Below are 23954 nucleotides of genomic sequence, written 5' to 3'. Positions count from 1 at the left end.
CAACATAAGAAAGTTACCTTTGTTTGATTAAGATTTCGACACCTTTATCAAAACGGGTAACTTTCTCTTTTTCAAGAAGAATGTACGATCAAGTCTGAACTAATACAAATCATGAGAGAATCAAGGTGAAGCTACAAGGTTTATCCCCTGTACAATATAGAAACCAGTTTATAAAAACTGCTTAACTAACTGTCCAACTTTATGGGGGCAGATCATCCTACCGCTACGAATGGGGGACGAACGAGTTCGCCACCAAAAAATTGCTTTTTTGATGCGCTATACGCTCTCGGTCTGCTAAAACCGACTGGCAATGTAGGCCAGCAGGCAAAGGATAGTATTCGCTATTGTTGGCGTCAAGCGTAGGAAGTGACATTTGTCTTAAAATAGATCATTAAAAAGTAAGAGGAAATAAAATAGTTTCTTTGTTATTTATTTCTTATTTAAATTAATATTTATATATTTATCTTAAATTTACAGACAATATAATTCAATAGTCTATTTCAATAAATGATAGTCTTCTAATATTTCTATATTTAATTACTCATTGTATAAAAAATAATTTTATAAGGAGGCTAACAATTATTTAGGTTTTATCTATTAAATAACTAAAAATCTAGAAATAAGAAGTTCTACCGTTTTTACTTTAATATTCAATTTTAATAATTAAATATTTTAACTAATAAGGAGGGATTAGCCCCCCTTATATAAAACAATAAAATTTATTTCTAAATATTACTTCGCTTTAAACGAGTTAAAAATTGGGTTAGAAATTTCTTGAGATTCACTCAAGTCATTACACCAATAATCCATGAAAGTGACCTTAACAAAAAACCGCTCAAATACAATTACTTTAATTGCTATACGAAACAAATTAAACTCTTGTTGATCGATTTGGTCTAAATAAACTTCTGAATATTCCTCAAAATGATCAACTTTACTTTCTACATTTGACCATTCTGATTGCGCTAATGGGTAATTACTAGCTAATACTTGAAGTATGGATTCAGCATACTTCTGACGGCTCATTGTTTCTTGCTCTGGTCGATCCCACGCTCCAATAAATAGTTCCTTTTCTATAGGAGCGTCATATCCATCTGGTTTATAAAAAAACTCTATTTCACTTACCTCACCATGACTATAAACATCCTCAACACCATAACCAAGTGCTATAGGATCAAACATGCGTAATAACCATGCTTGAGACAATTGAATAATCCATTGATCGGTACCAAATTCCTTTATTTCCTTCAAATATGTATAAATATTTTCCGGCGGTACTTCTGCTTGCATATAAGCATCTGATATTAAATTAAAATGAGGCACACGGAAGACATCAGTATAATTAGTCTGCAAAGGAATATGAATTACATTATGTTCAGATAAGCCTTTTAAAACTCTATAATCCGTGTTTATTACATAAGCCTTTTCTGGTGACCAAAAGGCATCAGAACCCAAATGATGTTTAACTATTTCACGCTGTTCATCCACATGTTCTGTTTTTTCAAATATATCTTGTACTTGCTCAGTTAATTGAATGTAAACAGCATCATCTGATAACTTTTCTACTTTATACGCGGGGGTAGACAATAAACACTCTAAGCCAAATAAATCGACATAAGGTTTACCAAATACCGTTCCCCAATACATATCTGGTAACCAATGTTTTAGTTCATGGGAAAAAGGTGTTACCCCACGCCATCCTTCTTTAATTCCTAACTGTGGTTCCGAATGACGATTTGCATCAATAATTGCTAAGTCCGCATTAAATTGTAAGGTAGTAGTTTTCAGATAATTTATCAATTTATGCTGATCAATTTGAGTAAACTCTGAGGTAAGATATTCCTCACTATGCGTCTCTCCATGCAATGAAGGCCAAAAACTTCCTTGATAACGAGGCTTTTTTAAACGTTGGCACAATAATCGATCAGCGGCTCCCCCTTTGTCATTAGGAACTAATTTTTCTATTATCTCAGGTGAAAATGGGGTTTTTAATGGTTCCCAAAAACCACACTTCTCTGGAAGCATTTCTGGGAAAAAGTTACAGTAATTATGTACTCTTTTAAAAAAATCTTGGGGCTCTCTCAACATATTTGGAGTAAAAATTTTACTATGAATAGGGCGTTTAAACTTCATTTGATAATTTCCTAATATGGGTGGAGTGTCTGTTTAATAGGATCAAATCTTTGAATTGTTCCCTTATTAGATAAAATATTATTCTTTACTGTTTCGGATATTTTTGTGTTCATATTCACAACCAAACTAACTGGTTTTCCTGTTGCAGCATAGCCTCTAAGCTGTTTAGTATCTGTAAGATATTGAACATTCTTGAACTCAACTAATGTGCCGCCATTACCGAGTTTCCTGAACAGACTCGTTTGACGGCAAAATTTGTATATCTACCGTATAAGCTCGTTTTAAGTTTTCTAGTCCCTGATCAAGTTGTTGTAAATTCAGGACATCACCTTCTTTAAAGGGTAAAGCTGCTTTAAGTTGTAATAAGGAGAGTTGCTCACCTTCTACGATGATTTTACGTAAGCGCCCAATCTGCACACCAAGTCGCAAAGAACCTTGCTGGATATCTTGAGGGTCAACAGTAACCTGACTGGTAATAAATCCTTTTTTAATCAACTCATTTTGGGCAAAATTAACGAGGTTATGTAAGCTTTGCGTACCGATACATTTGCCAATGATCTTCTGGGGATGGTTCCAGATTGCCCGAAGCATAAAGTGAAATTTATAATATTCAGGGTCCTGTAACGTTTTGCTATCAAAATTAATATTCTTGACCTGAACACATGGCTCTTCCGGAACAACTATAGTTTTAAAATCCTGCAATTGGGTAGTATCAGGTTTAGGTGGAAGTTGAGTGATTTGCGCTTCTAATTGTTGATTAAGCTCTTTTAAACGTTGTTCCTGACGTATACGATCTGGTAAAGAAATATCATCGATAGCATAAGCATGCGTAGCTAACCCATATAAAAGAAAAAAAGCGTGAGTAAAAAAAATTTTGTTTTGCATAAAATATTATTTTTAATTTACCAAATAGATAAAAAATCAAACAAAAACTACATGAATCATTCATAATCAACAATAAATGTCATAAAAAATTCATAATTGAAACATTTTGGAAATTTTTTAAATATTTTTAATTTTTATTAATGTATACCCATGATTTAAATATTTAGAAAACAATAATTGTTCATTAAAATTAATTTCCATCTTCTTTTATAAAATATAAATTCAATTCTTTTCATATTTTTAGAAGTATTTTACTTACTAGGCTAATTTTTATCATTATTATTAAAAAAGAAGATTTAATAGGAATTAAGCAACCTAAAACCACTCAACTCCTTACAAAGCATTAATCAATCCATCAACTTTTTACGGCGATACAACCCACAATTCCCAGAAAATAGCGCTGCCAACAAACAAGTAATAATCGCATAAGTGGCAACATTCATTCCAAATAGCTCAACAGCTAAAATAATAGAGGTTAACGGTGCCTTACTCGCGCCTGAAAAAAGACTGACCAACCCAAGGCCTGCAAGCAATGAAATTGGTAGGTTTAAAACCGCCCCTAAAGCATTACCTAATGTCGCACCCACATAAAACAACGGGGTAATTTCACCACCTTTAAAGCCTGAACCTAAAGTAATGGCGGTAAAAATGGTCTTGTTAAAAAAGTCGTAGAACTCAATCGGCACATAAAAAGATGAAATGATTTTATCTGTACCCAAACCATTGTATTGCTGATGCGCAGTGAACAAAGTAAGTAGCATAATGACGATACCGCCCACCATCGTTCTTAAAGGCAAATACCGAACATATTTATAAAAAACGTCACTCGCAAAATGAATAGCTGCAATAAAGAAACGCGCAACTAAACCAAAGATCAACCCTGCTGCAATTAGGCTCATGAGCGTTCCAAAATGAATAGCTGGAAATTCACTAATCACATAAAAAACATGCGGATGGACAATTTCGAATAGCTCAGGTATGGCCGAAGCAATCAGCGCCGACACAAAACATGGAAAAATGGCTGAGTATCTTAAATTACCTAAGGCAGTAATTTCTAAACCATAGATTGCACCCGCTAGAGGCAAGCCAAACACCCCCGCAAAGCCCGCGCCAATACTGGCGATTAAGCAAATTTTTCGGTTATCTTCCGAGATTTTTAATATATGGCTTAAGTGGTCAATTAAAGCACCTGAAAGCTGAACTGCTGGGGCCTCACGCCCTGCCGAACCACCAAACAACTGCGTTAAAATTGAAGTAATAAAAATGATGGGGCTCATTCGTTTTGGAATAAACGACTTGGGTTGGTGAATTTCATCAATCAGTAAATGAGTTCCGCGTTCAATGGGCGAACCATATTTTTTAATGAGATAACCGATACCAAAACCTACAAAAGGCAAGAAATAAATAAGCCAGTGATGCAGGCTTCTCACTTTATTTGAAATATCAAAAGCTACAAAAATTAAAGTCGATGCTAACCCTGCAACGGCTCCAATCACAATCGAAATGACGAGCCAGTAGACACTGTATTTTAGAATTTGATCATATTCAGATGAAGGTAGAATTTTCATTCGCTTTCTTCAATTCGCCTTTGAGTGAGTGCCAAATTCTCAAATTTTTTTTATGCTGCCAGCTCATTAAGTGAGAAATGCTTAAACTGGGCTAAAAATTAAAGCCCGCATATGCGAGCTTTCAATACGGTGATTAATTTTTTAGTATCACCAAACTGTGACAAATATCTCATAATTACTGTGTTTTTTCAAGACGAAATTCGTTAACGACAACGTTGAAAAATTTCCTCACCAACTTGATAGATAAAGGTTATGTTGAGTCTTAGCGTACTAAGACTCAATCAATTTAAAACAGTTCAAAGCTTAGTGAATACTCGCAATCACGGTTTCTGCATGGCAGGTCGTGCCTTTTTCAGCACCAATCTGAATAACACCACTTCGATGTGCCAGTACTTGAACTTCCATTTTCATGGCTTCCATAATGGCAACCACTTGCCCCTCGGTGACCTGCTCACCATTTTCAACTTTCCAAGCACTAATCACACCATTGATGGGTGCCAGTAAATGCTCGGCACTGACTTCTGGCTCGGCTGTTTGGGCTTGAACGGCGGTTGCTGACCCTTGTGCAAACATGCCCGCAGGTAAACCTAGACGATGTAACTTGCCATCAATTTCAATGTAGCTCAGCAACATTGGTTGTTGATGGTTTGGAATGCCGCGTTTGGTTGGCTTTAGCTCTTGTTTAAAGTCATTTTCGATCCAGCGTGTATGTACATTAAATTTATCGGTAAAGTCAGGTTCATTGAGTACCGCACGGTGGAAGTCTAAAACCGAAGCTACACCTTCAATTTTAAATTGCTTTAAAGCACGTTTCGCACGGGCAATTGCAACTTCGCGGGTTGGACCAGTGACAATCAGTTTTGCCATGAGTGAGTCAAAGTGGCTAGATACCAATGAACCAGTTCGAACGCCAGTGTCCACGCGTACACCGTTACCAAACGGCGCTTCAAACAAACTCAACATACCAAAGGCCGGAATAAACCCACGCGCTGGGTCTTCGGCATTAATGCGAAACTCAATGGCATGACCTTGAGCTTTCGGTGTTTCTTTAATAGAAAGCTCATGGCCTTGTGCCACGCGAATTTGCTCAACCACCAAATCGACTTTGGAAGTTTCTTCAGTCACTGGGTGTTCAACTTGCAAGCGTGTGTTTACTTCCAAGAATGAAAGCTTGCCGTCACGACTCAGTAAATATTCAACTGTTCCCGCACCCACATAGTTTGCTGCCTGACAAATATTTTTTGCCGAGCTTAAAATTTGCTGATAAATCTCATCGCTAATAAAAGGTGCTGGTGCTTCTTCAACTAATTTCTGGTTACGGCGTTGCAACGAGCAATCACGTGTACCCAGTACCACAATATTGCCATGTTGGTCGGCTATTACTTGCGCTTCTACATGGCGCGGTTTATCAAGATATTGCTCGACAAAACATTCACTACGACCAAAGGCAGCTTTTGCTTCACGTACTGCCGACTCATAAAGCTCTTTCACTTCTTCGAGTTTCCACGCGACTTTTAAGCCACGGCCACCACCACCGAATGCGGCTTTAATGGCAATTGGTAAACCATATTGTTTGGCAAACTCTAAAGCTTCATCTGCATTATTGAGTGGGTCTTGCGTACCCTGAACCAAGGGCGCACCAACCGAAGCTGCAATTTTACGCGCTTCGATTTTATCACCTAGTTTTTCAATGGCACTTGGAGATGGCCCTACCCATTTTAAGCCTGCATCAATCACGGCTTGAGCAAACTCAGCACGTTCAGATAAAAAGCCGTAACCCGGATGCACCATCGTCGCTTTCGATTTCTTTGCAACTTCAATAATCGCAGGAATATTTAGGTAAGTCTCGCTAGCAGTTGCACCAGCCAAGCCCCATGCTTCATCTGCAAGTTCGACATGCATGCTACCAATGTCGTCATCTGCATATAACGCGACCGATGCAATTCCCATATCACGACAAGCATGGATAATACGAACGGCAATTTCACCACGGTTAGCAATCAATAATTTTTCTGTATTCATCTTTCATTCTCAAAATCTGTGAATTCGGCAATTTTTTTAAATTTGATGCGGCAACCTGCCGGAATCTGTGCCACCAAATCCCAATGGTGTTTAGCAACTGAGGCAATGACCGGATATCCGCCCGTTAAAGGATGATCATTCATAAACAAAACCGGCTGCCCACTCGGTGGAATTTGCAAAGCGCCAATACACGTGCCTTCACTTTCCAGTTCATGGATGATTTTGCGAGTTAAAGGCTGCGCACCTGAAAGTCTTAGCCCGACACGGTTGCTTTCATTGGTCACGAGCCATTCTTGCTGACATAGCAGTTCAATACTGTCTTGTTCGAACCAATCGGTACGTGGTCCCATCACAATATCTAGCTCAACGACTTCGCCAGCTTTTGGCAAATCACTTTTGCCCACTTCATTTACGCTAATGTTGGTTGCCTTTACCTGCCCTTGGTAAATGGTATCTCCAAGCTTTAAAGGTTCTGGCCCTAACACTGCCAAGCTGTCAAACGAGGCACTATTGAGTACTGGTTCAACGTCTATACCACCACGAACTGCCAAATAATTTCTTAAGCCTGCTGTTGGTGGCTGTATTTGAAATTCATCGCCTTCATCCAAATCAATCGGTTGATAGCTTGCAAAGTCTGCGGTTTGACCATCGGCAAATTTCACACGAATGTTTGAGATTGCGCCTGCTACCGCAATAACGCCTGCATGCTGCATTTTGGCTTTTAGCCCACCATTTAAAACTTCAATGACAGGTGTATCGGTTAGGTTACCCACAATACGGTTGGCACTATGCATGGCAGATAAATCCATTGCACCAGCCACGCCAACACCAATATTGGTCTGGTTTAAACGCCCTTCGTCTTGAATAAGCATTTGTAAACTTGGCGCAGTAATTGTAAATAGTGGCACCGATTGTTTCGGCTCAGCCTTACGTGTGATTTGCTGCGGTACAGTCACCGTAGTTGGACGATGCGTGACATCTTCAAAATGTACAGTCATGCCCGATAACAGCAATGCAGGATTTTTACGCTCTAAATCCCACATTTTTTCTGTTGTTGTACCAATCAGCTGCCAACCACCCGGACTGTCTTTTGGGTAAATACCAGAGTATTTTCCAGCCAACCCCAAAGAGCCTGACGGTATTTTTTTACGGGGAACCGTTAAGCGTGGAATATCGGTAAAAGGCTTATCGGGACTGCTCATATACGCAAAGCCCGGCGCAAAACCAATAAAAGCCACATTCCACACGCTTTGGTGATGTTTTCTAATCACATCAGCAACAGTCAGCCCTTGTAACTCGGCAACTTGCGCAAGGTCTTCACCGTTATAGCAAATCGGCACAATCACTTCTTGGCCGCTACGCTCAAATCCAGAATCAATTTTGAGGCTCTGAATTGAAGCAACTAGCGTTTTAAAATTGGTTTCGATCTCATTAAAAAAAACCAAAATTGTTTTTGCAGCGGGGACTAATTCTTTAATTCCATTCAATTGCGTATTTTGCAATTTATTGTACAACGCCAATGTTTCTTCTAAGCTCGCAAGCTCAATCAGAAAACAATCGGCGTTTACCGATAAAAAACGCATTTGCTTATCCTTTTTAATTCTTCTTTAGCTATTTAGCCCATCCAAGCACGGTCAGGAATATCGGTAATAAACATGTAACCCGGTGCATGACTAATCGCAAAAGGAATTTTCGAGTTCATGACTGCTGCTTGCGGTGTTACCCCACATGCCCAAAATACTGGAATTTCACCCGCTTCTATACGAGAAGCATCACCAAAGTCAGGTTTATTTACATCCTTAATACCTAAGCTTTCAGGGTGCCCGATATGTACAGGTGCCCCATGTACACTTGGCATACGCGCTGTAATTTTTACTGCTTCACTAATTTGATGAGACGGAATTGGTCGCATGGAAACCACCATATTTCCTGAAATACGCCCTGCCGGTTCGCACTCTATATTGCTCAGATACATCGGCACATTGGTGTCATCATGAATATGACGAACTTCAATACCCGCTTCTTGCAAAGCCGTTTCAAACGAAAAACTACAGCCAATTAAGAAAGTCACCAAATCAGGATGAGCGTTATAAATCTCGCTCGCATCGGTTACTTCATCGACCATTTCGCCATCTTTCCAAATGCGATAACGTGGAAAGTCAGTTCGAATGTCTGAATCTGCTGCAAGCTTAGTTGCATAGATGCCTTCTTCGAGCACATCAAGCACCGGGCAGCTTTGCGGGTTACGGTGTGCATAGAGCAAAAAATCATATGCCCAATCTCTTGGCACTGAAATCATGTTGACCTGCGTCATACCCGCAGCCATGCCCGCCGTTGGTTTATCGAAACCTGTACGGATTTTTAAACGTGCATGTAATGCGGCTTCAAGCTGAGCTGGGTCGACTTTAATATCCTTATACATTGCGCTCTTCCTTATGTTTTATTTACAAATGGGCGAATTTCAATATTATTTTTTACAAGCTCGGCTTTAATGGCAGCCGACATTTCTAGTGCACCGTCGGTATCGCCGTGTAAGCAAATCGTGTCAGCCTGAATTGGGGTAAATACGCCATCAATTGACTCGACCCCACCATTTTTAAGCATAGACACCACACGGCTCGCAACAAATGCCGAGTCGTGTAAAACCGCACCTTCTAAACGGCGAGACACCAATGAACCATCGCTGTTATAAGCACGGTCTGCAAATGCTTCGGACACAACTTTTAAACCAGCAGCTCGTGCTTGCTCGACTAAGTTTGAACCCGCCAAAGCCACCAAAACCAGTTCAGGGTCATACATTTTAATGGCATCAATCACTGCTGCTGCCTGAGCTTGATCATGTGCAATGGTGTTGTAGAGTGCGCCGTGTGGTTTAACGTACTGCACTTTTGAGCCTGCCACCTTTGCCAAACCATCGAGCGCAGAAATTTGGTAAAGCACGTCGGCAATCAGTTCGTCACGTGACAAATCCATATTACGACGGCCAAATCCAACAAGGTCCGGGTAAGACACATGAGCACCGATGGTCACGCCAAGTTCAACCGCTTTACGAACCGTTTTTAAAATGCCGAGCGGATCACCAGCATGAAAACCACAAGCAATGTTCGCACTGGTCACGACAGGTAAAATTTGGTCATCGTTACCCATTTTCCATGAGCCAAAGCTTTCGCCCAAATCACTATTTAAATCTACAAACATGGCATTATTCCTTTATCAATTCATGTCGTCTGGCTTAAAGTTTGGTCAAATAATTAAATACTGTCGTAAATGACATATAGCCCATCCACCACGTCAACAAACATGTTAATCCACCTAAAATAAGCAACCACTTTGGATAGTTATAATTACCCATTAAATCTTTACGGCATGCAGCCACATACACAAAAATTGTAAGGCCAATTGGCAACACCAATCCGTTAAAACCACCTACGAAAATGAGTAGGCCTGCCGGAGTTGCACCCAATAACACATAGAGCAATAACGCTAATGCGATAAAGGTAATGGTCGTATAGTTGGTCTGTTTTGGTGTTAAGTTCTTTTTAAATGCAGTAAAGAATGAAACTGAGGTATATGCTGCGCCGATCGTGCTACTAATACCAGCTGCCCAGAAAATTAAACCAAATAATTTAAAACCAAATGTGCCTGCCGCATATTGGAATGCTTGGGCTGCCGGATTGGCATCGTGACTGGCTAAATCAATATGAGCACCGCTTACCACCACACCTAAGAATGCTAAGAACAACACATAACGCATGATGCCGACTACAACAATGCCCTTGGTCGCAGCTTTGGCAACTTCATTAATATTTTCAGGTCCAACAGCGCCTTTATCGAGTAAGCGATGCGCACCTGCGTAACAGATATAACCACCAACTGTACCACCAACAATCGTGGTAATAATGGCAAAGTCGATTTGGTCTGGAGCAAAGGTTTGCTGAACTGCTTGCCCAACAGGAGGCATTACAATGACGGCCACAATAATAATCAGCAAGATTTTAAGCAATCCCAACACGATCATGCTTTTATCCATGGCAAGCGTTGCTTTTTTGGAAGCAAAAATCAAAATGGCTAAGGCACCACTTAAAATACCGCCCCACTTAGTGTCTAGGCCAAAAAGTGCATTTAAACCTAAAGCTGCACCTGCAATATTACCGACACTAAAGAAAAAACCACCCAAAATCACCAGAAACGCCAATAAATAACCGCTACCCGGTAAGGCTTTATTGGCAATATCAGATGCACGCATCTGGGTAAGTGTCACCACTCGCCAGATATTTTGTTGGACGACATAATCAATCAAAATAGAAATTAAAATTGCAAAGCCAAATGCAGCACCTAACTTAACTGTAAATACAGCAGTTTGGGTTAAAAATCCTGGCCCCATTGCAGAGGTCGCCATCATAAAAATTGAGGCAACAATGGCCCATTGGCGATCTGATAAAAAAGAAGATTTCAGTAAAGACATATTAATGCGTTCCTCATCCATTTGAGCTTAACAACGCTATTTTCAAATTGAATCAAGAACATCATTTTTTGTCCCAAACGATATTCTTTAATCCTTTTAAATGACAAAGATTCCCTGTTCCCCAATCAACACAATCGGTGATCAAATCTTGTGTTTAAAATAAAAACATAGCTAATCCCTACGAACAATAAGACTTTTTACAGAAATTTAAAATTTTAAGTATTTGATTTTTATAAACTTATCTTCAAAAGGAAGAGTGGGATAAATTTTACTTATTAAAGTACATAAGCTGCTTTTATCGTTTTACCTACAAAACAGCTTTTTTTAATAAGAAAAAATAGGGATAAAAAGCATTCAAGAAACATCTTATTTTTTAATTTGTTCATTGAGTCTTTTCATGGCACTTTCTGAAACCTGAACCGCTACTTCAGTTAATTTTTCTTTCAAAGCAACGTCATTACCATGAATATAAATAGACGTGAAATGAAAGGTTTTTAAACGGATGGGCGTATTTAATATTTCCAATCGTCCGTCGGTAATTTCCTTTAATGCCGTTAAGGTTGGCACGACCGCAATACCCAAACCTTGCTCGGCTAGACGCAATAACGTCGCCAAAGAATAACTGGTAATAGAAAGTGGTTCATCAATCCCCTTTTCTTTCATTTTTGCCTTTAATTCTTTATAGGGATAGGTAATTTTTGGATAGGTTAAAATGGTATGCGACATTAAGGCTTTAAAAGACATTTGCCCAATTCCACCTTTAAAAGATGGTGCCGCCAAGAAACTCAGTTCAAAGTTACAAAGCGACTGCTCAATACATTCAAAAGCCAAAGTTGGCCCAAGCAAAAAGGCCATGTCCAAGTCGCCTGTCCGAACACCTTCTTGCAAGTTAGGGGTCAGATCTACCACAATTTCTACTGAAATTTTTGGGAACTCTTGTTGAACCTTTTCGATATATTCAACTAACCACGTATAGACAATAGTTTCGGAAACACCCAAACGTATGGTTCCGGTCAGGTGCTGATCTTCGGTAAGCTCTGCAACCAAATCAGTTTCTAAACGCATAAACTTTTCAGCATACTTAAATAATGTCATGCCTTTATGGGTCAGTTTAAACTGCCGCAAGCTCCGGTCTAAAACTTTAAAACCTAATTCATTTTCAAGAGATGTGATTTTTTGAGATACCGCAGGCTGCGTGGTTTGTAATTTAGTTGCTGCCTTATTGAAGCTATTTAAAGTCACCACCCAGTAAAATGCTTCAAGATTCTTTAAATTCACGTTTCGTCCTGTCTTAAAAATTCCTTTACTTTTATAGTATGTAAGCTTTTAGCTGAGTTAGGCTACCCATTTATTCGTTTTTATTTGAGCTTCTTTAAATCAGAATAGTAAATATTAATTTAAGTTTTTGAAATAAATATGGAAAGATAAGAATTCTAATTGATTATTGCACCAGCAGTCATGTTTACAACCGTTGCCGCCATTGAGTTCACATGCTCTGATGCAAGAAAAACAACGGTTTCTGCAACTTGTGAAAGTGTGGGTAATCGCTTTAGCATAGTACTCTGAGCAGCACCTTCTAGCCATTGTCCTATGTTAAGCCCCTTACCTGTGCTTTAGACTCAAACAATTCACGTGTATACGAACCCGCTTGAACAACATTAACTATTGCATGTGAGCGCCCACCGAATTTTGTAGTTTCTTTAAATCTCTTGCGCATAAATAAACATGTGCTCCTTCACGGATTAAAACATTTGCAATAGCAGAGCCAATTGCGCCACTGCCTCAAAAAAATTACTAATACTTTTCCCTTGAGTAACATACGGCTTCCTCTTGTTATTGTGCGCCATGGTTAGGTTATGACACACAATCAAAAGTGATGCATTTTATACAATTTAAAGTTTGTATGAGCTTATGGCAGATGAACAAAAATAATGTCTAAGTTTTGTTTTGGTACGAACTTGGTTTTTATCATTTCAAATTGAGTCGGACTAATTTTATTGACTTTGCCATCCCAACAAAATGAAACTAGTTCGCCTTTATCACGTTCAATCGTTAACTTAAAGTTTTCAATAGGTTTTGCCCAGTTAGCGCCTGTTGTCAAAATATAACCTAAAGCACTAAACGGCGAATGTTCTGCCTGAGCTTTTTTAAGACCCTGTTTAAATTGTTTATCCATGCAAAATCGCTTGCTATCTTCATCTGGTGTGAGACCTACAGATCCACCGACTAAAGGTTTATATTCATGATGAATTTTGGTCAAACTATTGGCTTTAAAGGTTTGCTTCCAGCTATAAATGACTTGAGATGACCACGGGATCACATCATCTTTTTCAAATTGAGCTAAAATTTTCTGCATTTGTGGTTTATTACATTTGTTTAGCTTATCTTGATAATTCAAATAATCATAGTTACTACGAATCCATGGATTCAGCATGTCTTTTTCAGTAAAACCGCATTGCTTAAACTCTTCGGTTACATCCATTAAAGGTGATTTTTCATCTTTTTGAATAAACGTTCTAACATGCATTTCTGGTTTTATATTTTTACCATCCACCACAATTTTAAAGCTTTTTAAAAGTGCTTCAGTATTTGCAAAATCTGCTTCAAAAAAGTTATCTACACGTGGTAGCGGAAATAAAACGGTTTCCTTCGCATCCTTATTACTTAAGTTTTTATATAGATAATCGACTTTAATGATTTTTTTACTAATAAATAGATCCTCACTTTGCATCGCAACTTGTGCATTTTTTAAATACTGAATACCACCTGTACCGACATAACCAGTCGAGTCATTGGCAAAGCTATAAGTTGAAAGTGGAATCAAAACAGCTAAGGTTATTGCAAGCTTTTTCATTTTAAAGTCTCTATATCGTCTTTTGTTTATGAAATATCAACCTAAATGATAGCTGTTTTAAGATTAAGTGCTGTTAATATTTTCCATTCTTCTAAAACCTACAAAATATAAAATACTGTAAATTACATCAACCGCCCTTAAGGACGGTTGATCGTTATAAATTAAAAGTAATTGAAGGTAATTTTTATAACATCACACGTGGTTACTGTCCTGCGTTCACACCAACAATAAACTGACTACAATTTGAACCTTCAGAAGCATTACCTAATTGCTTTTCAGAAAACTTAAATTTTGATGCAACAGAAGCATAATCTTTTTTAAGGGTTTGACCTGTGAGCTCACCTAACTCTTTCACTTGTTCAGGCTTCAAGATTTCATGTTCAACTGCCTGATTCACCATTACACATGCGGTGGTCATCGCATCATAACGTGCGGCCGTTTTAGAGTAACCTATCGCACCGACTACACCACCAATAATTAAACCAACCACTACAGCTAAAGTTACATGCATTTTATTCATTTTAAATACCTAAAAAATCAAACTAAAAAGGAGCACTTTAAGAGTTTGTGCTCAAGTCTGATTAAGATAACTACTTTTTCTTGATCATAAAAGTTAGATTCTTTCAGTTTTATTGATAGTTGAGTTGTCGTAAAGATATTACCATGCTCTTTGTAAGTATGGATGTTTACTCTTTCTATTCAATACCTAAGAAATAAGATTATTAATTTTATAGTGTTTCAAGAAAAATTTATTTAAAATTATTTATGTAACCCCCTAATTATCAAGATTAACATAAAATCATAAATTCCCGCATATATATTCAAAAATTCTCAACTCCACTAATTTTATATCTTTTTTGGAACTATCTATACTTAAAAAATAAATAAAATCCAGAAAACAAAATTCATCCATAAAGTTAAATAAATTTAGAAAAAATTCGTTAGTATTTATCTTAATCACTGGTTCAGATCCAGAAAAATATAAATATACGCTCTCCTCATTTAATAATTTAAATTTCAAATTCGAGACAATTTTATTTATCACTGTATTATTAATTTCATTTGGAAAACTCAATTTTAAAAAGTCTGTATTTGTGATTTCCCAATTCATTTTGCCTGTTGTTCCCTTCCATAAAGGGCTCATAAACTCATTAATTTCATCAGTTAAATGTAATGGCATTTTTGAAAAATCAATCTCATATTTTCTATAAAACCCTTCAATATCTTTAATTAAATTCATAACTTATGCACTAGTCCTACTATATTAAAATTACAATAAAAATTTAAATTAATTTTTGATTTACATATGAAAAATTTTCAGAATTATCTAAAATAGCACCTAATAGCAAATATAAAGTTCTATTTTGAAATTTTATACAAACTATAACCATCTATTAGCTGGTGATAATTCCTCATATTTTTTTTAAATCAGTCTGTTTAATTTTTCCTAAAGATACTGCCTTATTAAATAATTTATAAAATCTAGCTAAAGATTCAGCATCTCCTGCTAATGAGGCATAAAGCATTAAATATTTTTCGATTTCTTTACTATCTAACTTTATTATTTCATCTATTTGATCATCTAGGATTTCATCAACTTTTTCATATTCTTCCTGTTCCGAAAGCTTATCTACAAGTTTATTAAACTCTTCAAATTTCATAAATAACAACTTAAACTACATTACTACACTTAAATAAAAATTAAAAATGACCCACTTAATCTTTGGACTCTCATTTAAAAACACAATATTATATTATTAATAAATTCCAAGTTAAAAACTTAAAAGCTATTAATATTTAATATATATTAACTTAAAGATTCGTATTTAATCCTCTTCCAGACCAAAACCATTACATCTACCAGTAATTTTTATCAAATCAATATAATTACCATATAAATGGTAAAAGCATATTTTAGAATCAAGCTATTTCTTTTACCCTATTAAAAAATATTAAGCATTTATCATAAAAAACTAATACATATAAGTTTTATCGGTTCTATAATCTTCTATTTCTTTATACTTATCCTGATTTACACTATTTAATCCATCAATATGCCCACTTAATAATTCAATACAAAAAACCCTTAATATATTTTTTAAATGCTCACTATCTAATGAGTAAAATTCTTTATATATTTCATAAAAAATAAAGTCCAGATTATCTTTTCTAACTAAATAAGCTCCATTCCAAGCAAATGGATATGCTGCATAAGATGAATATAGTTTTGTTATCGAATATAAAACTGCTGACATAAAATCTTTAACCGAAATTTCATTAACCAAATTAAAACTGTCCTGTGTTAAACAGCCAGACAAATAGTCAGTTATCACAACGTCATATTCATCACTAGTCTCTTCACAAGAGTTATAGTGATTTTCAATATATTTAAACTCAGCAGTCTTTAGATCTTTCTTATTAAAACCTGTCACTAACTGAGGATGAACCCAAATTTCAAAAAAATCATCGCTCAACCATTGCTTTAAAATTGATATTTCAATGTTTTCACTTAAAAACTTCATGTCGACTTCCCAGTTAATGGAACTTTCGTTGGTAATGCTAGAGAATTTTCTAATTTTCTAATATATGGATCACCGTAAGCATGGAATCTTGCTTTATGTTTATCACAAAGGCTATGTGCTTTATCAATAGTCTTCATGGTATCTTTGAATCCTTTTAATAAATCTTTTCCTTTTTTAATATGATCGCTTCCTCCAACAAGTGTTCCTGTCGCTTTTGTATAACCAATTGCGCCACTAACACCTCCAGAGATTTTCAAATTAACGTTGCCGCGATTTGTATAATCATGTACAGCTATTAAACTTTTAATTTTTGTTAATTTCTGATTAAAAATCAATTGTCTTTTTTCACATTCACTCATTAATCCAAGAGGATCAATCCACTCCACTGGATTCGGTGCATATGCATATATATTACTACTACCCAGCAATCCAATTGGGTCTTTACTTACAAACCTACCTACATATGGGGAATAATAGCGATAACGGTTGTAATGAAGCCCTGTTTCTTGGTCAAAATATTGCCCTTGGAAGCGGATATTATTACTGATGATCTCAGAGTCTTCAAAGAAGTTAGATTTAGCTTTTTCAGCTTTACACTCACCCCAAGCCTTATATTCAGCTTTTCAAATGACCGCACCTGTATGATCCGTCATTTCTTGTGGTGTACCCAAATTGGTCACAATGATAGAACCAAAAATCTTTAAAGTCTTTTGGTGTTTTCGTTACTTTCCATAATGGGTCACGTTGTAAACTATAAGGCTTATCTGCCCAGTCAGGTGTTTGATGAAGCTCTATTTCTTCTGGATAAATGGCCTGTACCAGTGGTACAAATGAATCTTTCTCATATATATAATGCTTGGTAATTTGCTCATTCGACTCATAAGCAAGCGTATCGCCATCCCATCCATAAATGATGTTATGTTCTTGACCTGTATGGTGATGTTTACTCCACTTTTGAATACGGCGTCCTAATGCATCATAGCGATATTCTGCCGTATTTTATATACTAAACCGTATTGCCCATATATAACTCACTGTACATTATTCTAAACATCACATATTGCCAAAAATAAAAAATCTTCAGACCTAATAGTGAATTAATAATTTAAATAATTAATTCACTATTAAAATATTATTAATTCTAGTATTGCAAGAAATTCATTTTGAATTTAAATTTATTAACAATATCTACAAATTTTTTGCTCACTACGTAGATATATGGTTTATCAGTATCTCTAACAATAAAAAAGTCATCTATTACAAGATCATTTTTTATAAAGTCATCTTCATCTAATAAATTATTTTTTCTTTTAATATACATGGCGTAAATATCTGCTTCTTGATTTCTTACATAACATTGATAGAAATCACATTCGTCTGCAAGAACTTCCTTCATTTCATTAAAAAATCTTTTTGAAAAAAGTAAAATTCCTGAAGATGAATAATAAAAATCTATCTCCAATATTTCATTCAATTGATCAGAAAAAATATTATCATAATCTAGATTTATTCTAGGATTTTTTAAAAATTGATTACTTAAGTCAAATTTAAAATAATCAACAATAATTTCTTGCTTCCCTTTCAAATCAAAAGAAAAATCTCTATCAACATACTCAGACGGATAAATTGTATAAAAGCTCATAAAATCTACAAATTAGTTAAAAAGTTATGAATATTTCAACTATATATTAAAAACACACCTAAGAATTATTTAAGTTTTAAAAACATTAGCCAGACTAATACTTTTAAAACTTTATCTATTAATTATTTAAAAATTCAATTTTGATTTTTTCAAAATTTTCAACAGGAATGACTACTTTAAAGCTTCCTATAACTTTAAAAAAAGTTTTAAATTTACTTTCTCTCAAACCATATCCACTGCTATTACCTTCTCTCACTTCATACATAAAATCACCAAAATCTATAGAAGGAATATACACTCCATTTTTTACATTTAGTATGTCTTTTATATTTTCAATAGATAAAAAACATATACCATCACTTTTACTCGAAAAATTACTAAAAAAGTTTTGAAAAGGAAAAGTGATACGAATAATTTTATCAAAATAATCATGAGCTATAGTCAACATAATTTCATGTTGATCACAACTCAAATCCAATAACTTTGAATTATCGCTATTTTTAATTATCTCTAATAAACTCATAGATTTAAATGAAACTCTATATAACCTATTTCTAATTAAGTTACATTCCTATCATTTACAGTTGGTAAAAAAGAATAACCTTTCGCATATATTTCAAAGCAGTGATCATATGTCCATAAAAGATAGAGATTCAAGCCATTCTTGTCATAATTTGTATAATCTAAATTTGAATTGGATTTATGCGAATAAATATGCTCAAAATCATCATATTGAAACATTTTAAAGTTATTCACATTTGTAAAAACAATTGATAACAACTCAGAAGATTTAAAACTTTTACCCTTTTCATCTTTTTTAATCTGACTAAATGTTAAATCAACTTCCAAGTTATTGCCTTGTGGATTAAATTTAAACTCATTTAACCAAAAATCAGTGCGAGATGAAAGAATCCCAAATTTTGTATGAATTGGTAAAAAATTTAATTGTGACATATAGTTTTTCCTGCATCATTTGTTGTGAATCGACGTAAAGTGGCTTCTTGCTGTATTTCTTCAGGAGTAGCCCATCGTGTATTTACGCCAGTTTTTGACTGTTTTGCAGCGGCTAACCTTCTATTGTCGAGTGAATACACCATATTGCTTTTGACACCTTGTTCCAATAACTTTGCCTGAACATTCTGTGGAAGATCTTTAAATCTCACCAATCTAATCGGTTCGACTTTAACGGCATAAGACGGATCCGCTACCAATCTATGCGCCAGACCATTCACATTACCTCCATCTCCAAAACATGGGCTATAGCCATTTTGACTATATCGAATTGTCTTAGGTGATTTTATTCGTTCTAATCCCAAAGGATCAACCCAGCCGACAGGACTCGGTGCATAAACATAAATATTAGAGCCACCCAACAATCCAATCGGGTCCTTACTAATAAACCGCCCTACATACGGCGAATAATAGCGACAACGGTTGTAATGAAGCCCTGTTTCTTGGTCGAAATATTGCCCTTGAAAACGGATATTATTACTGATGATCTCAGAGTCTTCAAAGAAGTTAGATTTAGCTTTCTCAGCTTTACACTCACTCCAAGCCTTATATTCAGCTTTCGAAATGACCGAACCTGTATGATCCGTCATTTCTTGCGGTGTGCCTAAATGGTCGCAGTGATAGAACCATACATCATCAAATTCTTTACCCTGTTTTTCAATTTCCCAAAGCGGAGCTCGGTGTATATTATAAGATCTATCTGACCAATCTAAGGTTTGATTTTTAATATTAATTTTATTTCTTAAAATTATTTTAGTATTTTAATTAAAATATTCATTTGTTGTACAGAGACGTTATCTTTTTAATAAATCATTTCTTGAATCACTTAGTTATTTACAGTAGCATCCTAAAGAGTCTTCATAGAAATGAGTTATTATACTAAATATCTTATAAGTTAAAAAATATAAATTTAGTATCTATTCTTCTTTCCATACATCTTCGTAACCCTGTTTATCTATTACAAATTTAAAACCTTCTTCTAATGCTAAATAAGGAATAACTTCGGGAAGATAGTTTTCTAAATGAGATATATGCATTGGTTTAAAGAAATCATCATCTTCAGAAAATTCTCCACAATAGAAAAACCATGAGATATTTTCTCCTTCTTCAAGTATATTACGTATTCCTGTAATTGGNNAAGGTTTCACAAACTTAGAATTAAATTTTTTACATATATTTTTTTGCATTTCAATTACGGACATATTTATACCTAAAACCCTAATTTTTTATTCATTGTCTTAGAAAACCAGAGGCTTTACTACTTAACTTGGGAAAAGTATAGCAATATGGATATAAATTCCAAATTACACCTGAATTATTTATCAATATTTTCATATAAACACCCTATCTGCAGAATTCTAAAAACCATACAATATAGAGTGAAACTGTTTAATAAACAAAAACTAAAATTTTATCTTTATCCAAAGAATTTTTTAATGAAAAATTATCAACAGCATAACTTAATATATTATATAACTTCCTATGTTTAGCTGTTAAAAACTGATAACCACAAACTACATGACCCTTGTTAAAAAACTCTAATAAATCATGAAAGAAATAGAAATTAATTGAATATTTTTCTTTAAAATAATCCTCTAAAATTGAGTTAAAATATATTTCCATGAAGCTCAAAGCTACATCTTCAGATAGACTTCTCCTTGAAAATATACTAAAAACTTCATCTTTTATTAAAAAAAATTCATTTCTATTTTCTACAACAAACTTATTATATTCCTTTAAACCATTTTGACCTAAATCATTATAAATTAGAGATCTGAAATTATTCATTATTACAGTATCACAATTTATAGTTTTATCTGAATTAGCAATTTCATTTATTTCATCATATGAAATACAAGTATAATTTAAATTAAATTTATTAATATTTTCTTTACCAATATTTTCTAAAAAAATTGATGACTCAATTAATTCTTTAAAGTTTGAAAGTTCATTTCTCATTAAAATTCCAATTTTTCCTTTATCAAATTTCTCAGAGATACCAAGAGTTAAGATAAAAAATATCTCAACTTAATTATTAATAGTAAAATAGAATTCATTTCAAAAACATACTTAATTTTAAAATTTATATTTTATTTTACCAACCCAAATTTATTTAAAAGAAGTTATTACTTTATCTTCAAAATTATCAAGTATTTTAGAGTTAAAAAATTAAAGCCATTTACACCTATAGTATAGATGACTTTCAAACAATTAAAATATGAAGTTAAATCAATTATATTACACATAACCATTCATTCTTTATTAAAGTTAATTCTAGTCTTTAAAATTTAAATATATATACTATTTTCATATATTTAAATAATCACCACTCATGAAAGTTTCTTCTATTACCTCTCCTAAAGAATCTCCCAACTTCTCGTACTCATCATTATCCACATAATAAATATATACTTCCCCCTTCTCATTTATAAAAATAGGATTTCCAGCCCCATCATCCGAAATCACTATTGATTTTAAAATATAATTATTAACTTTCAACTCATCTAAAAGCTTTCTTGCTCTATTGGTCAAATCAATAACAGTTTCGTCTCCCATCATCTCAGCATTTTTTAAACCATATATAGCTAAACCTGCATATGATCCACCATATGTACTAACAAATAACTTATAGCCATCAGGAAGTTTTATCTGCAAAGTAGTTTCCACCTGATTAATATCGTTCAAAGTTAATGGAACTCCTTTCATTTCAGGGTTATCTTTATAGAACTCCGACAATCTATTTAACAAATCAATTTTCATTTCTCAAAAAATCTTAAACTATATTGATGAATTACGCTTCTGTAACTCTCTTTGCGCTGAATCTTTCCAATACTCTTTTCTCCAATTATTAAAATCATCTCTTTCCTGACTCGTTAATCCTCCACCTTTTTTCTTACCACAAGGATGTTGTCCAGGGTTTGTATGAGGTTTGTCATGATGCTTTTGAGGCATAGCAACTATAGGACCTTTTGCATTTTGCTTATAATGATGTAATACAATCGTATTTCCTTGTTTGTCTTTACCCGATAAACCAAAACCAGAATTATTATTTGCATGATACAATTGTTTCAATTGTTTATCACTTAAATGGCTTAAATCTGTATATCCTGTAACTTATAATTTTGTTCCACGACTATCAGTGAATGAAATTGGGTTACGATTTAGCCCCAAAGGATCAACCCATTCCACTGGTTTCGGCGTATAAGCATATACATTATCTCCACCCAATAACCCAATAGGACCTTTGGAAATAAAACGCCCCACATACGGTGAATAATAACGATAACGGTTGTAATGAAGACCTGTTTCTTGGTCGAAATATTGCCCTTGAAAACGGATATTATTTGAAATAATTTCACTATTTTCAAAGAAATTTGACTTAGCTTTTTCAGCTTTACATTCACCCCAAGCCTTGTATTCAGCTTTCCAAATGAACGCACCTGTATGATCCGTCATTTCTTGTGGCATACCCAAATGGTCACAATGATAGAACCAAAAATCTTTAAAGTCTTTTGCTGTTTTCGTTACTTTCCATAATGGGTCACGTTGTAAACTATAAGACTTATCTGCCCAGTCAGGTGTTTGATGAAGCTCTATTTCTTCTGCATAAACCGCCTGTACCAGCGGTACAAATGAATCTTTCTCATATATATAATGCTTGGTAATTTGCTCATTCGACTCATAAGCAAGTGTATCTCCATCCCATCTATAAATGATGTTATGTTCACCACCGGTATGATGATGTTTACTTCTTTTTTGAATACGGCGACCTAATGCATCATAGCGGCACTCTGCCGTACTAATAAGGTCTTGACCATTCACTATTAAAATTTGTACATGACCGCTACCATAGGTCAACCAGTCAATAATCTGCCCGTCTGGACAAAATGTGACCCACAATTATAAAAATATTTCCCAGTTTTCATTAATTTCTATAATGGGTCACGTTATAAATTATGTTGCTTATCTACCCAATCAAGTATTTGATGAAGGTTATCTGTTTCATATAATAAATAGCCTTTACCAATATAACTTATTTATTAAAATACTTGTCGACTAGACTTCCAATCCAATGAGTCAATTTTCATAATATCAATTTTCCAGTTATTATTTTCATAAATTAATGTATAAAATCTACTTTCTTTACCTTCATTATTTTTCGTGTAAAACTCAATTTTCCTCTCATTTATAATATTTTCTTTTGATATGACTTGTTCATACTCAGGAGGAATACCAAAAGTTAAAGTAATTCTTCTGTCTTGTTTTAATGATAATGCTTTATCTGACAAATATTCATTCTGGATCATTACTAATTCGTTTAAACGACTTTCCATCCCCTCCTCATTAAAAATAAGATCAGGATTTTTTTCTAAAATATTTCCCCATTTTTTCTCCCAATCTTTCATTTGATTAATAAAATTTTCTAATACTAATTTTGCATTTTCTACGCTCATAATAATTACCTTTATTTATACGGAGTTGGATTAGCGAAAGGTTGAACACGCGTTTTACCTCCTGAGTCATATTGATAAATTATACCACTTGACATTTTACCAGCATTTTACTTGTTGGATTAGGGTAAATAAATCTTATATCTATTTTTGCAGAACCATTAGCTTCCACATCTTTTGTCACTTTTCCTTCATAAACGCGATAAGTTCCCATATTTATCCCAGGAGTTTGTGGGACTACATGACCAACATCACCACTTGCCCCCTAATCTTTTAGCCAGTAAATGACCAGCTTGTACCTTACTACAATTTCCCATTCTTCTTGCTTCAGTAATTGAACTAGTATTTGTACTAGTTCCTGTATTTAAATCACTCTTTAATACTGTTGCTTGAACTCTCTC

General features: G+C 34.7%; 22 protein-coding genes and 7 pseudogenes. 1 reads left to right on the top strand and 28 read right to left on the bottom strand.

The window, feature by feature from the left end; translation table 11 throughout:
- Nucleotides 1-107 precede the first annotated feature (107 nt).
- Nucleotides 108-185, top strand: a pseudogene (locus RFX69_RS07250) (IS3 family transposase); the annotation flags it as partial.
- A gap of 547 nt (nt 186-732) precedes the next feature.
- On the opposite strand, the gene RFX69_RS07245 reads toward RFX69_RS07250, so the two are convergent.
- From RFX69_RS07245 to RFX69_RS07110, 28 genes and pseudogenes are all read right to left on the bottom strand, one after another.
- Nucleotides 733-2133 carry a hypothetical protein gene (locus RFX69_RS07245; protein WP_000669679.1) on the bottom strand — a complete coding sequence of 467 codons (1401 nt, stop codon included), beginning with the start codon at nt 2131-2133 and terminating at the stop codon, nt 733-735.
- An 11-nt stretch (nt 2134-2144) separates the two neighbouring features.
- A pseudogene (locus RFX69_RS07240) lies at nt 2145-2354 on the bottom strand (putative toxin); the annotation flags it as partial.
- Complete coding sequence (locus RFX69_RS19395; protein WP_375143708.1) at nt 2350-2724, bottom strand: POTRA domain-containing protein; 375 nt, start codon at nt 2722-2724, stop codon at nt 2350-2352. The gene RFX69_RS19395 and the pseudogene RFX69_RS07240, both read right to left, overlap by 5 nt.
- 641 nt (nt 2725-3365) lie before the next feature.
- Complete coding sequence (locus RFX69_RS07230; RefSeq protein ID WP_289333022.1) at nt 3366-4586, bottom strand: chloride channel protein; 1221 nt, start codon at nt 4584-4586, stop codon at nt 3366-3368.
- A gap of 303 nt (nt 4587-4889) precedes the next feature.
- Nucleotides 4890-6608 (bottom strand): biotin carboxylase N-terminal domain-containing protein, encoded by a 1719-nt coding sequence (locus tag RFX69_RS07225; RefSeq protein ID WP_309169053.1) that lies wholly within the window; start codon nt 6606-6608, stop codon nt 4890-4892.
- Nucleotides 6605-8191, bottom strand: coding sequence for an urea amidolyase family protein (locus RFX69_RS07220; protein ID WP_289333025.1), 1587 nt, complete (start codon nt 8189-8191; stop codon nt 6605-6607). The genes RFX69_RS07225 and RFX69_RS07220 overlap by 4 nt, the downstream gene beginning before the upstream one ends.
- Nucleotides 8192-8223: 32 nt before the next feature.
- Nucleotides 8224-9030 carry a putative hydro-lyase gene (locus RFX69_RS07215; RefSeq protein WP_289333027.1) on the bottom strand — a complete coding sequence of 269 codons (807 nt, stop codon included), beginning with the start codon at nt 9028-9030 and terminating at the stop codon, nt 8224-8226.
- A gap of 11 nt (nt 9031-9041) precedes the next feature.
- Nucleotides 9042-9806: a LamB/YcsF family protein gene (locus RFX69_RS07210; RefSeq protein ID WP_000496067.1), complete on the bottom strand. Its 765-nt coding sequence runs from the start codon at nt 9804-9806 to the stop codon at nt 9042-9044.
- Nucleotides 9807-9840: 34 nt separating this feature from the next.
- Nucleotides 9841-11094 carry an NRAMP family divalent metal transporter gene (locus RFX69_RS07205; RefSeq protein ID WP_001987220.1) on the bottom strand — a complete coding sequence of 418 codons (1254 nt, stop codon included), beginning with the start codon at nt 11092-11094 and terminating at the stop codon, nt 9841-9843.
- Between the two features lie 345 nt (nt 11095-11439).
- Nucleotides 11440-12351 (bottom strand): LysR family transcriptional regulator MumR, encoded by a 912-nt coding sequence (mumR, locus tag RFX69_RS07200; RefSeq protein WP_261471158.1) that lies wholly within the window; start codon nt 12349-12351, stop codon nt 11440-11442.
- Between the two features lie 155 nt (nt 12352-12506).
- A pseudogene (locus RFX69_RS19390) lies at nt 12507-12757 on the bottom strand (short-chain dehydrogenase); the annotation flags it as partial.
- Between the two features lie 225 nt (nt 12758-12982).
- A complete protein-coding gene (locus tag RFX69_RS07190) occupies nt 12983-13927 on the bottom strand; it encodes a DUF4424 family protein (RefSeq protein WP_000731772.1) in 945 nt (314 codons plus the stop codon).
- A gap of 202 nt (nt 13928-14129) precedes the next feature.
- Nucleotides 14130-14447: a hypothetical protein gene (locus tag RFX69_RS07185; RefSeq protein WP_001038419.1), complete on the bottom strand. Its 318-nt coding sequence runs from the start codon at nt 14445-14447 to the stop codon at nt 14130-14132.
- 279 nt (nt 14448-14726) lie between these two features.
- Nucleotides 14727-15167 carry a hypothetical protein gene (locus tag RFX69_RS07180; RefSeq protein WP_016684911.1) on the bottom strand — a complete coding sequence of 147 codons (441 nt, stop codon included), beginning with the start codon at nt 15165-15167 and terminating at the stop codon, nt 14727-14729.
- A gap of 172 nt (nt 15168-15339) precedes the next feature.
- Complete coding sequence (locus RFX69_RS07175; RefSeq protein ID WP_005128978.1) at nt 15340-15588, bottom strand: hypothetical protein; 249 nt, start codon at nt 15586-15588, stop codon at nt 15340-15342.
- Between the two features lie 312 nt (nt 15589-15900).
- Entirely contained in the window at nt 15901-16449 is a 549-nt protein-coding gene (locus tag RFX69_RS07170) for a hypothetical protein (protein ID WP_000670742.1), read from the bottom strand.
- Nucleotides 16446-17445, bottom strand: a pseudogene (locus RFX69_RS07165) (RHS repeat domain-containing protein); the annotation flags it as partial. The pseudogene RFX69_RS07165 and the gene RFX69_RS07170, both read right to left, overlap by 4 nt.
- A 307-nt stretch (nt 17446-17752) precedes the next feature.
- Nucleotides 17753-18091, bottom strand: a pseudogene (locus RFX69_RS07160) (hypothetical protein); the annotation flags it as partial.
- Between the two features lie 118 nt (nt 18092-18209).
- Nucleotides 18210-18614: a hypothetical protein gene (locus RFX69_RS07155; RefSeq protein ID WP_032011291.1), complete on the bottom strand. Its 405-nt coding sequence runs from the start codon at nt 18612-18614 to the stop codon at nt 18210-18212.
- Between the two features lie 35 nt (nt 18615-18649).
- Nucleotides 18650-19045: a hypothetical protein gene (locus RFX69_RS07150; RefSeq protein ID WP_005111383.1), complete on the bottom strand. Its 396-nt coding sequence runs from the start codon at nt 19043-19045 to the stop codon at nt 18650-18652.
- A pseudogene (locus RFX69_RS07145) lies at nt 19033-19824 on the bottom strand (RHS repeat domain-containing protein); the annotation flags it as partial. The gene RFX69_RS07150 and the pseudogene RFX69_RS07145, both read right to left, overlap by 13 nt.
- Nucleotides 19825-20019: 195 nt before the next feature.
- The gene (locus RFX69_RS07140) at nt 20020-20304 is read right to left on the bottom strand and encodes a hypothetical protein (protein WP_309169048.1); all 285 of its coding nucleotides are present in this window, start codon (nt 20302-20304) and stop codon (nt 20020-20022) included.
- A 187-nt stretch (nt 20305-20491) separates the two neighbouring features.
- A complete protein-coding gene (locus RFX69_RS07135) occupies nt 20492-21061 on the bottom strand; it encodes a hypothetical protein (protein WP_289333029.1) in 570 nt (189 codons plus the stop codon).
- A gap of 348 nt (nt 21062-21409) precedes the next feature.
- A complete protein-coding gene (locus RFX69_RS07130; protein ID WP_271049899.1) occupies nt 21410-21862 on the bottom strand; it encodes an SMI1/KNR4 family protein in 453 nt (150 codons plus the stop codon).
- An 18-nt stretch (nt 21863-21880) separates the two neighbouring features.
- A complete protein-coding gene (locus RFX69_RS07125; RefSeq protein WP_271049898.1) occupies nt 21881-22174 on the bottom strand; it encodes an HNH/ENDO VII family nuclease in 294 nt (97 codons plus the stop codon).
- 87 nt (nt 22175-22261) lie between these two features.
- Nucleotides 22262-22903 (bottom strand): annotated as a pseudogene (locus RFX69_RS07120) (RHS repeat domain-containing protein); the annotation flags it as partial.
- A 239-nt stretch (nt 22904-23142) separates the two neighbouring features.
- Nucleotides 23143-23556 (bottom strand): NTF2 fold immunity protein, encoded by a 414-nt coding sequence (locus RFX69_RS07115; RefSeq protein WP_000110135.1) that lies wholly within the window; start codon nt 23554-23556, stop codon nt 23143-23145.
- 79 nt (nt 23557-23635) lie between these two features.
- Nucleotides 23636-23767 (bottom strand): hypothetical protein, encoded by a 132-nt coding sequence (locus tag RFX69_RS07110; protein ID WP_261471154.1) that lies wholly within the window; start codon nt 23765-23767, stop codon nt 23636-23638.
- Nucleotides 23768-23954: the final 187 nt, after the last annotated feature.

Origin of the sequence: Acinetobacter sp. 148, assembly GCF_031196675.1 — a bacterium.
Lineage (GTDB): Bacteria > Pseudomonadota > Gammaproteobacteria > Pseudomonadales > Moraxellaceae > Acinetobacter > Acinetobacter baumannii.
Note: the sequence above shows the minus strand (reverse complement) of the source record. Positions and strands in the feature narration are given on the sequence as shown.

What these genes read in the sequence shown, in the direction of transcription:
- RFX69_RS07190 (WP_000731772.1), bottom strand. Translation starts at nt 13,927, where the DNA reads ATGAAAAAGCTTGCAATAACCTTAGCTGTTTTGATTCCACTTTCAACT.
- RFX69_RS07215 (WP_289333027.1), bottom strand. Translation starts at nt 9,030, where the DNA reads ATGTATAAGGATATTAAAGTCGACCCAGCTCAGCTTGAAGCCGCATTA.
- RFX69_RS07185 (WP_001038419.1), bottom strand. Translation starts at nt 14,447, where the DNA reads ATGAATAAAATGCATGTAACTTTAGCTGTAGTGGTTGGTTTAATTATT.
- RFX69_RS07150 (WP_005111383.1), bottom strand. Translation starts at nt 19,045, where the DNA reads ATGTCACAATTAAATTTTTTACCAATTCATACAAAATTTGGGATTCTT.
- RFX69_RS07170 (WP_000670742.1), bottom strand. Translation starts at nt 16,449, where the DNA reads ATGAAGTTTTTAAGTGAAAACATTGAAATATCAATTTTAAAGCAATGG.
- RFX69_RS07175 (WP_005128978.1), bottom strand. Translation starts at nt 15,588, where the DNA reads ATGAAATTTGAAGAGTTTAATAAACTTGTAGATAAGCTTTCGGAACAG.
- RFX69_RS07110 (WP_261471154.1), bottom strand. Translation starts at nt 23,767, where the DNA reads ATGGGAACTTATCGCGTTTATGAAGGAAAAGTGACAAAAGATGTGGAA.
- RFX69_RS07225 (WP_309169053.1), bottom strand. Translation starts at nt 6,608, where the DNA reads ATGAATACAGAAAAATTATTGATTGCTAACCGTGGTGAAATTGCCGTT.
- RFX69_RS07135 (WP_289333029.1), bottom strand. Translation starts at nt 21,061, where the DNA reads ATGAGAAATGAACTTTCAAACTTTAAAGAATTAATTGAGTCATCAATT.
- RFX69_RS07210 (WP_000496067.1), bottom strand. Translation starts at nt 9,806, where the DNA reads ATGTTTGTAGATTTAAATAGTGATTTGGGCGAAAGCTTTGGCTCATGG.
- RFX69_RS07245 (WP_000669679.1), bottom strand. Translation starts at nt 2,133, where the DNA reads ATGAAGTTTAAACGCCCTATTCATAGTAAAATTTTTACTCCAAATATG.
- RFX69_RS07220 (WP_289333025.1), bottom strand. Translation starts at nt 8,191, where the DNA reads ATGCGTTTTTTATCGGTAAACGCCGATTGTTTTCTGATTGAGCTTGCG.
- RFX69_RS19395 (WP_375143708.1), bottom strand. Translation starts at nt 2,724, where the DNA reads ATGCTTCGGGCAATCTGGAACCATCCCCAGAAGATCATTGGCAAATGT.
- RFX69_RS07180 (WP_016684911.1), bottom strand. Translation starts at nt 15,167, where the DNA reads ATGAATTTAATTAAAGATATTGAAGGGTTTTATAGAAAATATGAGATT.
- RFX69_RS07115 (WP_000110135.1), bottom strand. Translation starts at nt 23,556, where the DNA reads ATGAGCGTAGAAAATGCAAAATTAGTATTAGAAAATTTTATTAATCAA.
- RFX69_RS07130 (WP_271049899.1), bottom strand. Translation starts at nt 21,862, where the DNA reads ATGAAAATTGATTTGTTAAATAGATTGTCGGAGTTCTATAAAGATAAC.
- RFX69_RS07155 (WP_032011291.1), bottom strand. Translation starts at nt 18,614, where the DNA reads ATGAGTTTATTAGAGATAATTAAAAATAGCGATAATTCAAAGTTATTG.
- RFX69_RS07205 (WP_001987220.1), bottom strand. Translation starts at nt 11,094, where the DNA reads ATGGATGAGGAACGCATTAATATGTCTTTACTGAAATCTTCTTTTTTA.
- RFX69_RS07230 (WP_289333022.1), bottom strand. Translation starts at nt 4,586, where the DNA reads ATGAAAATTCTACCTTCATCTGAATATGATCAAATTCTAAAATACAGT.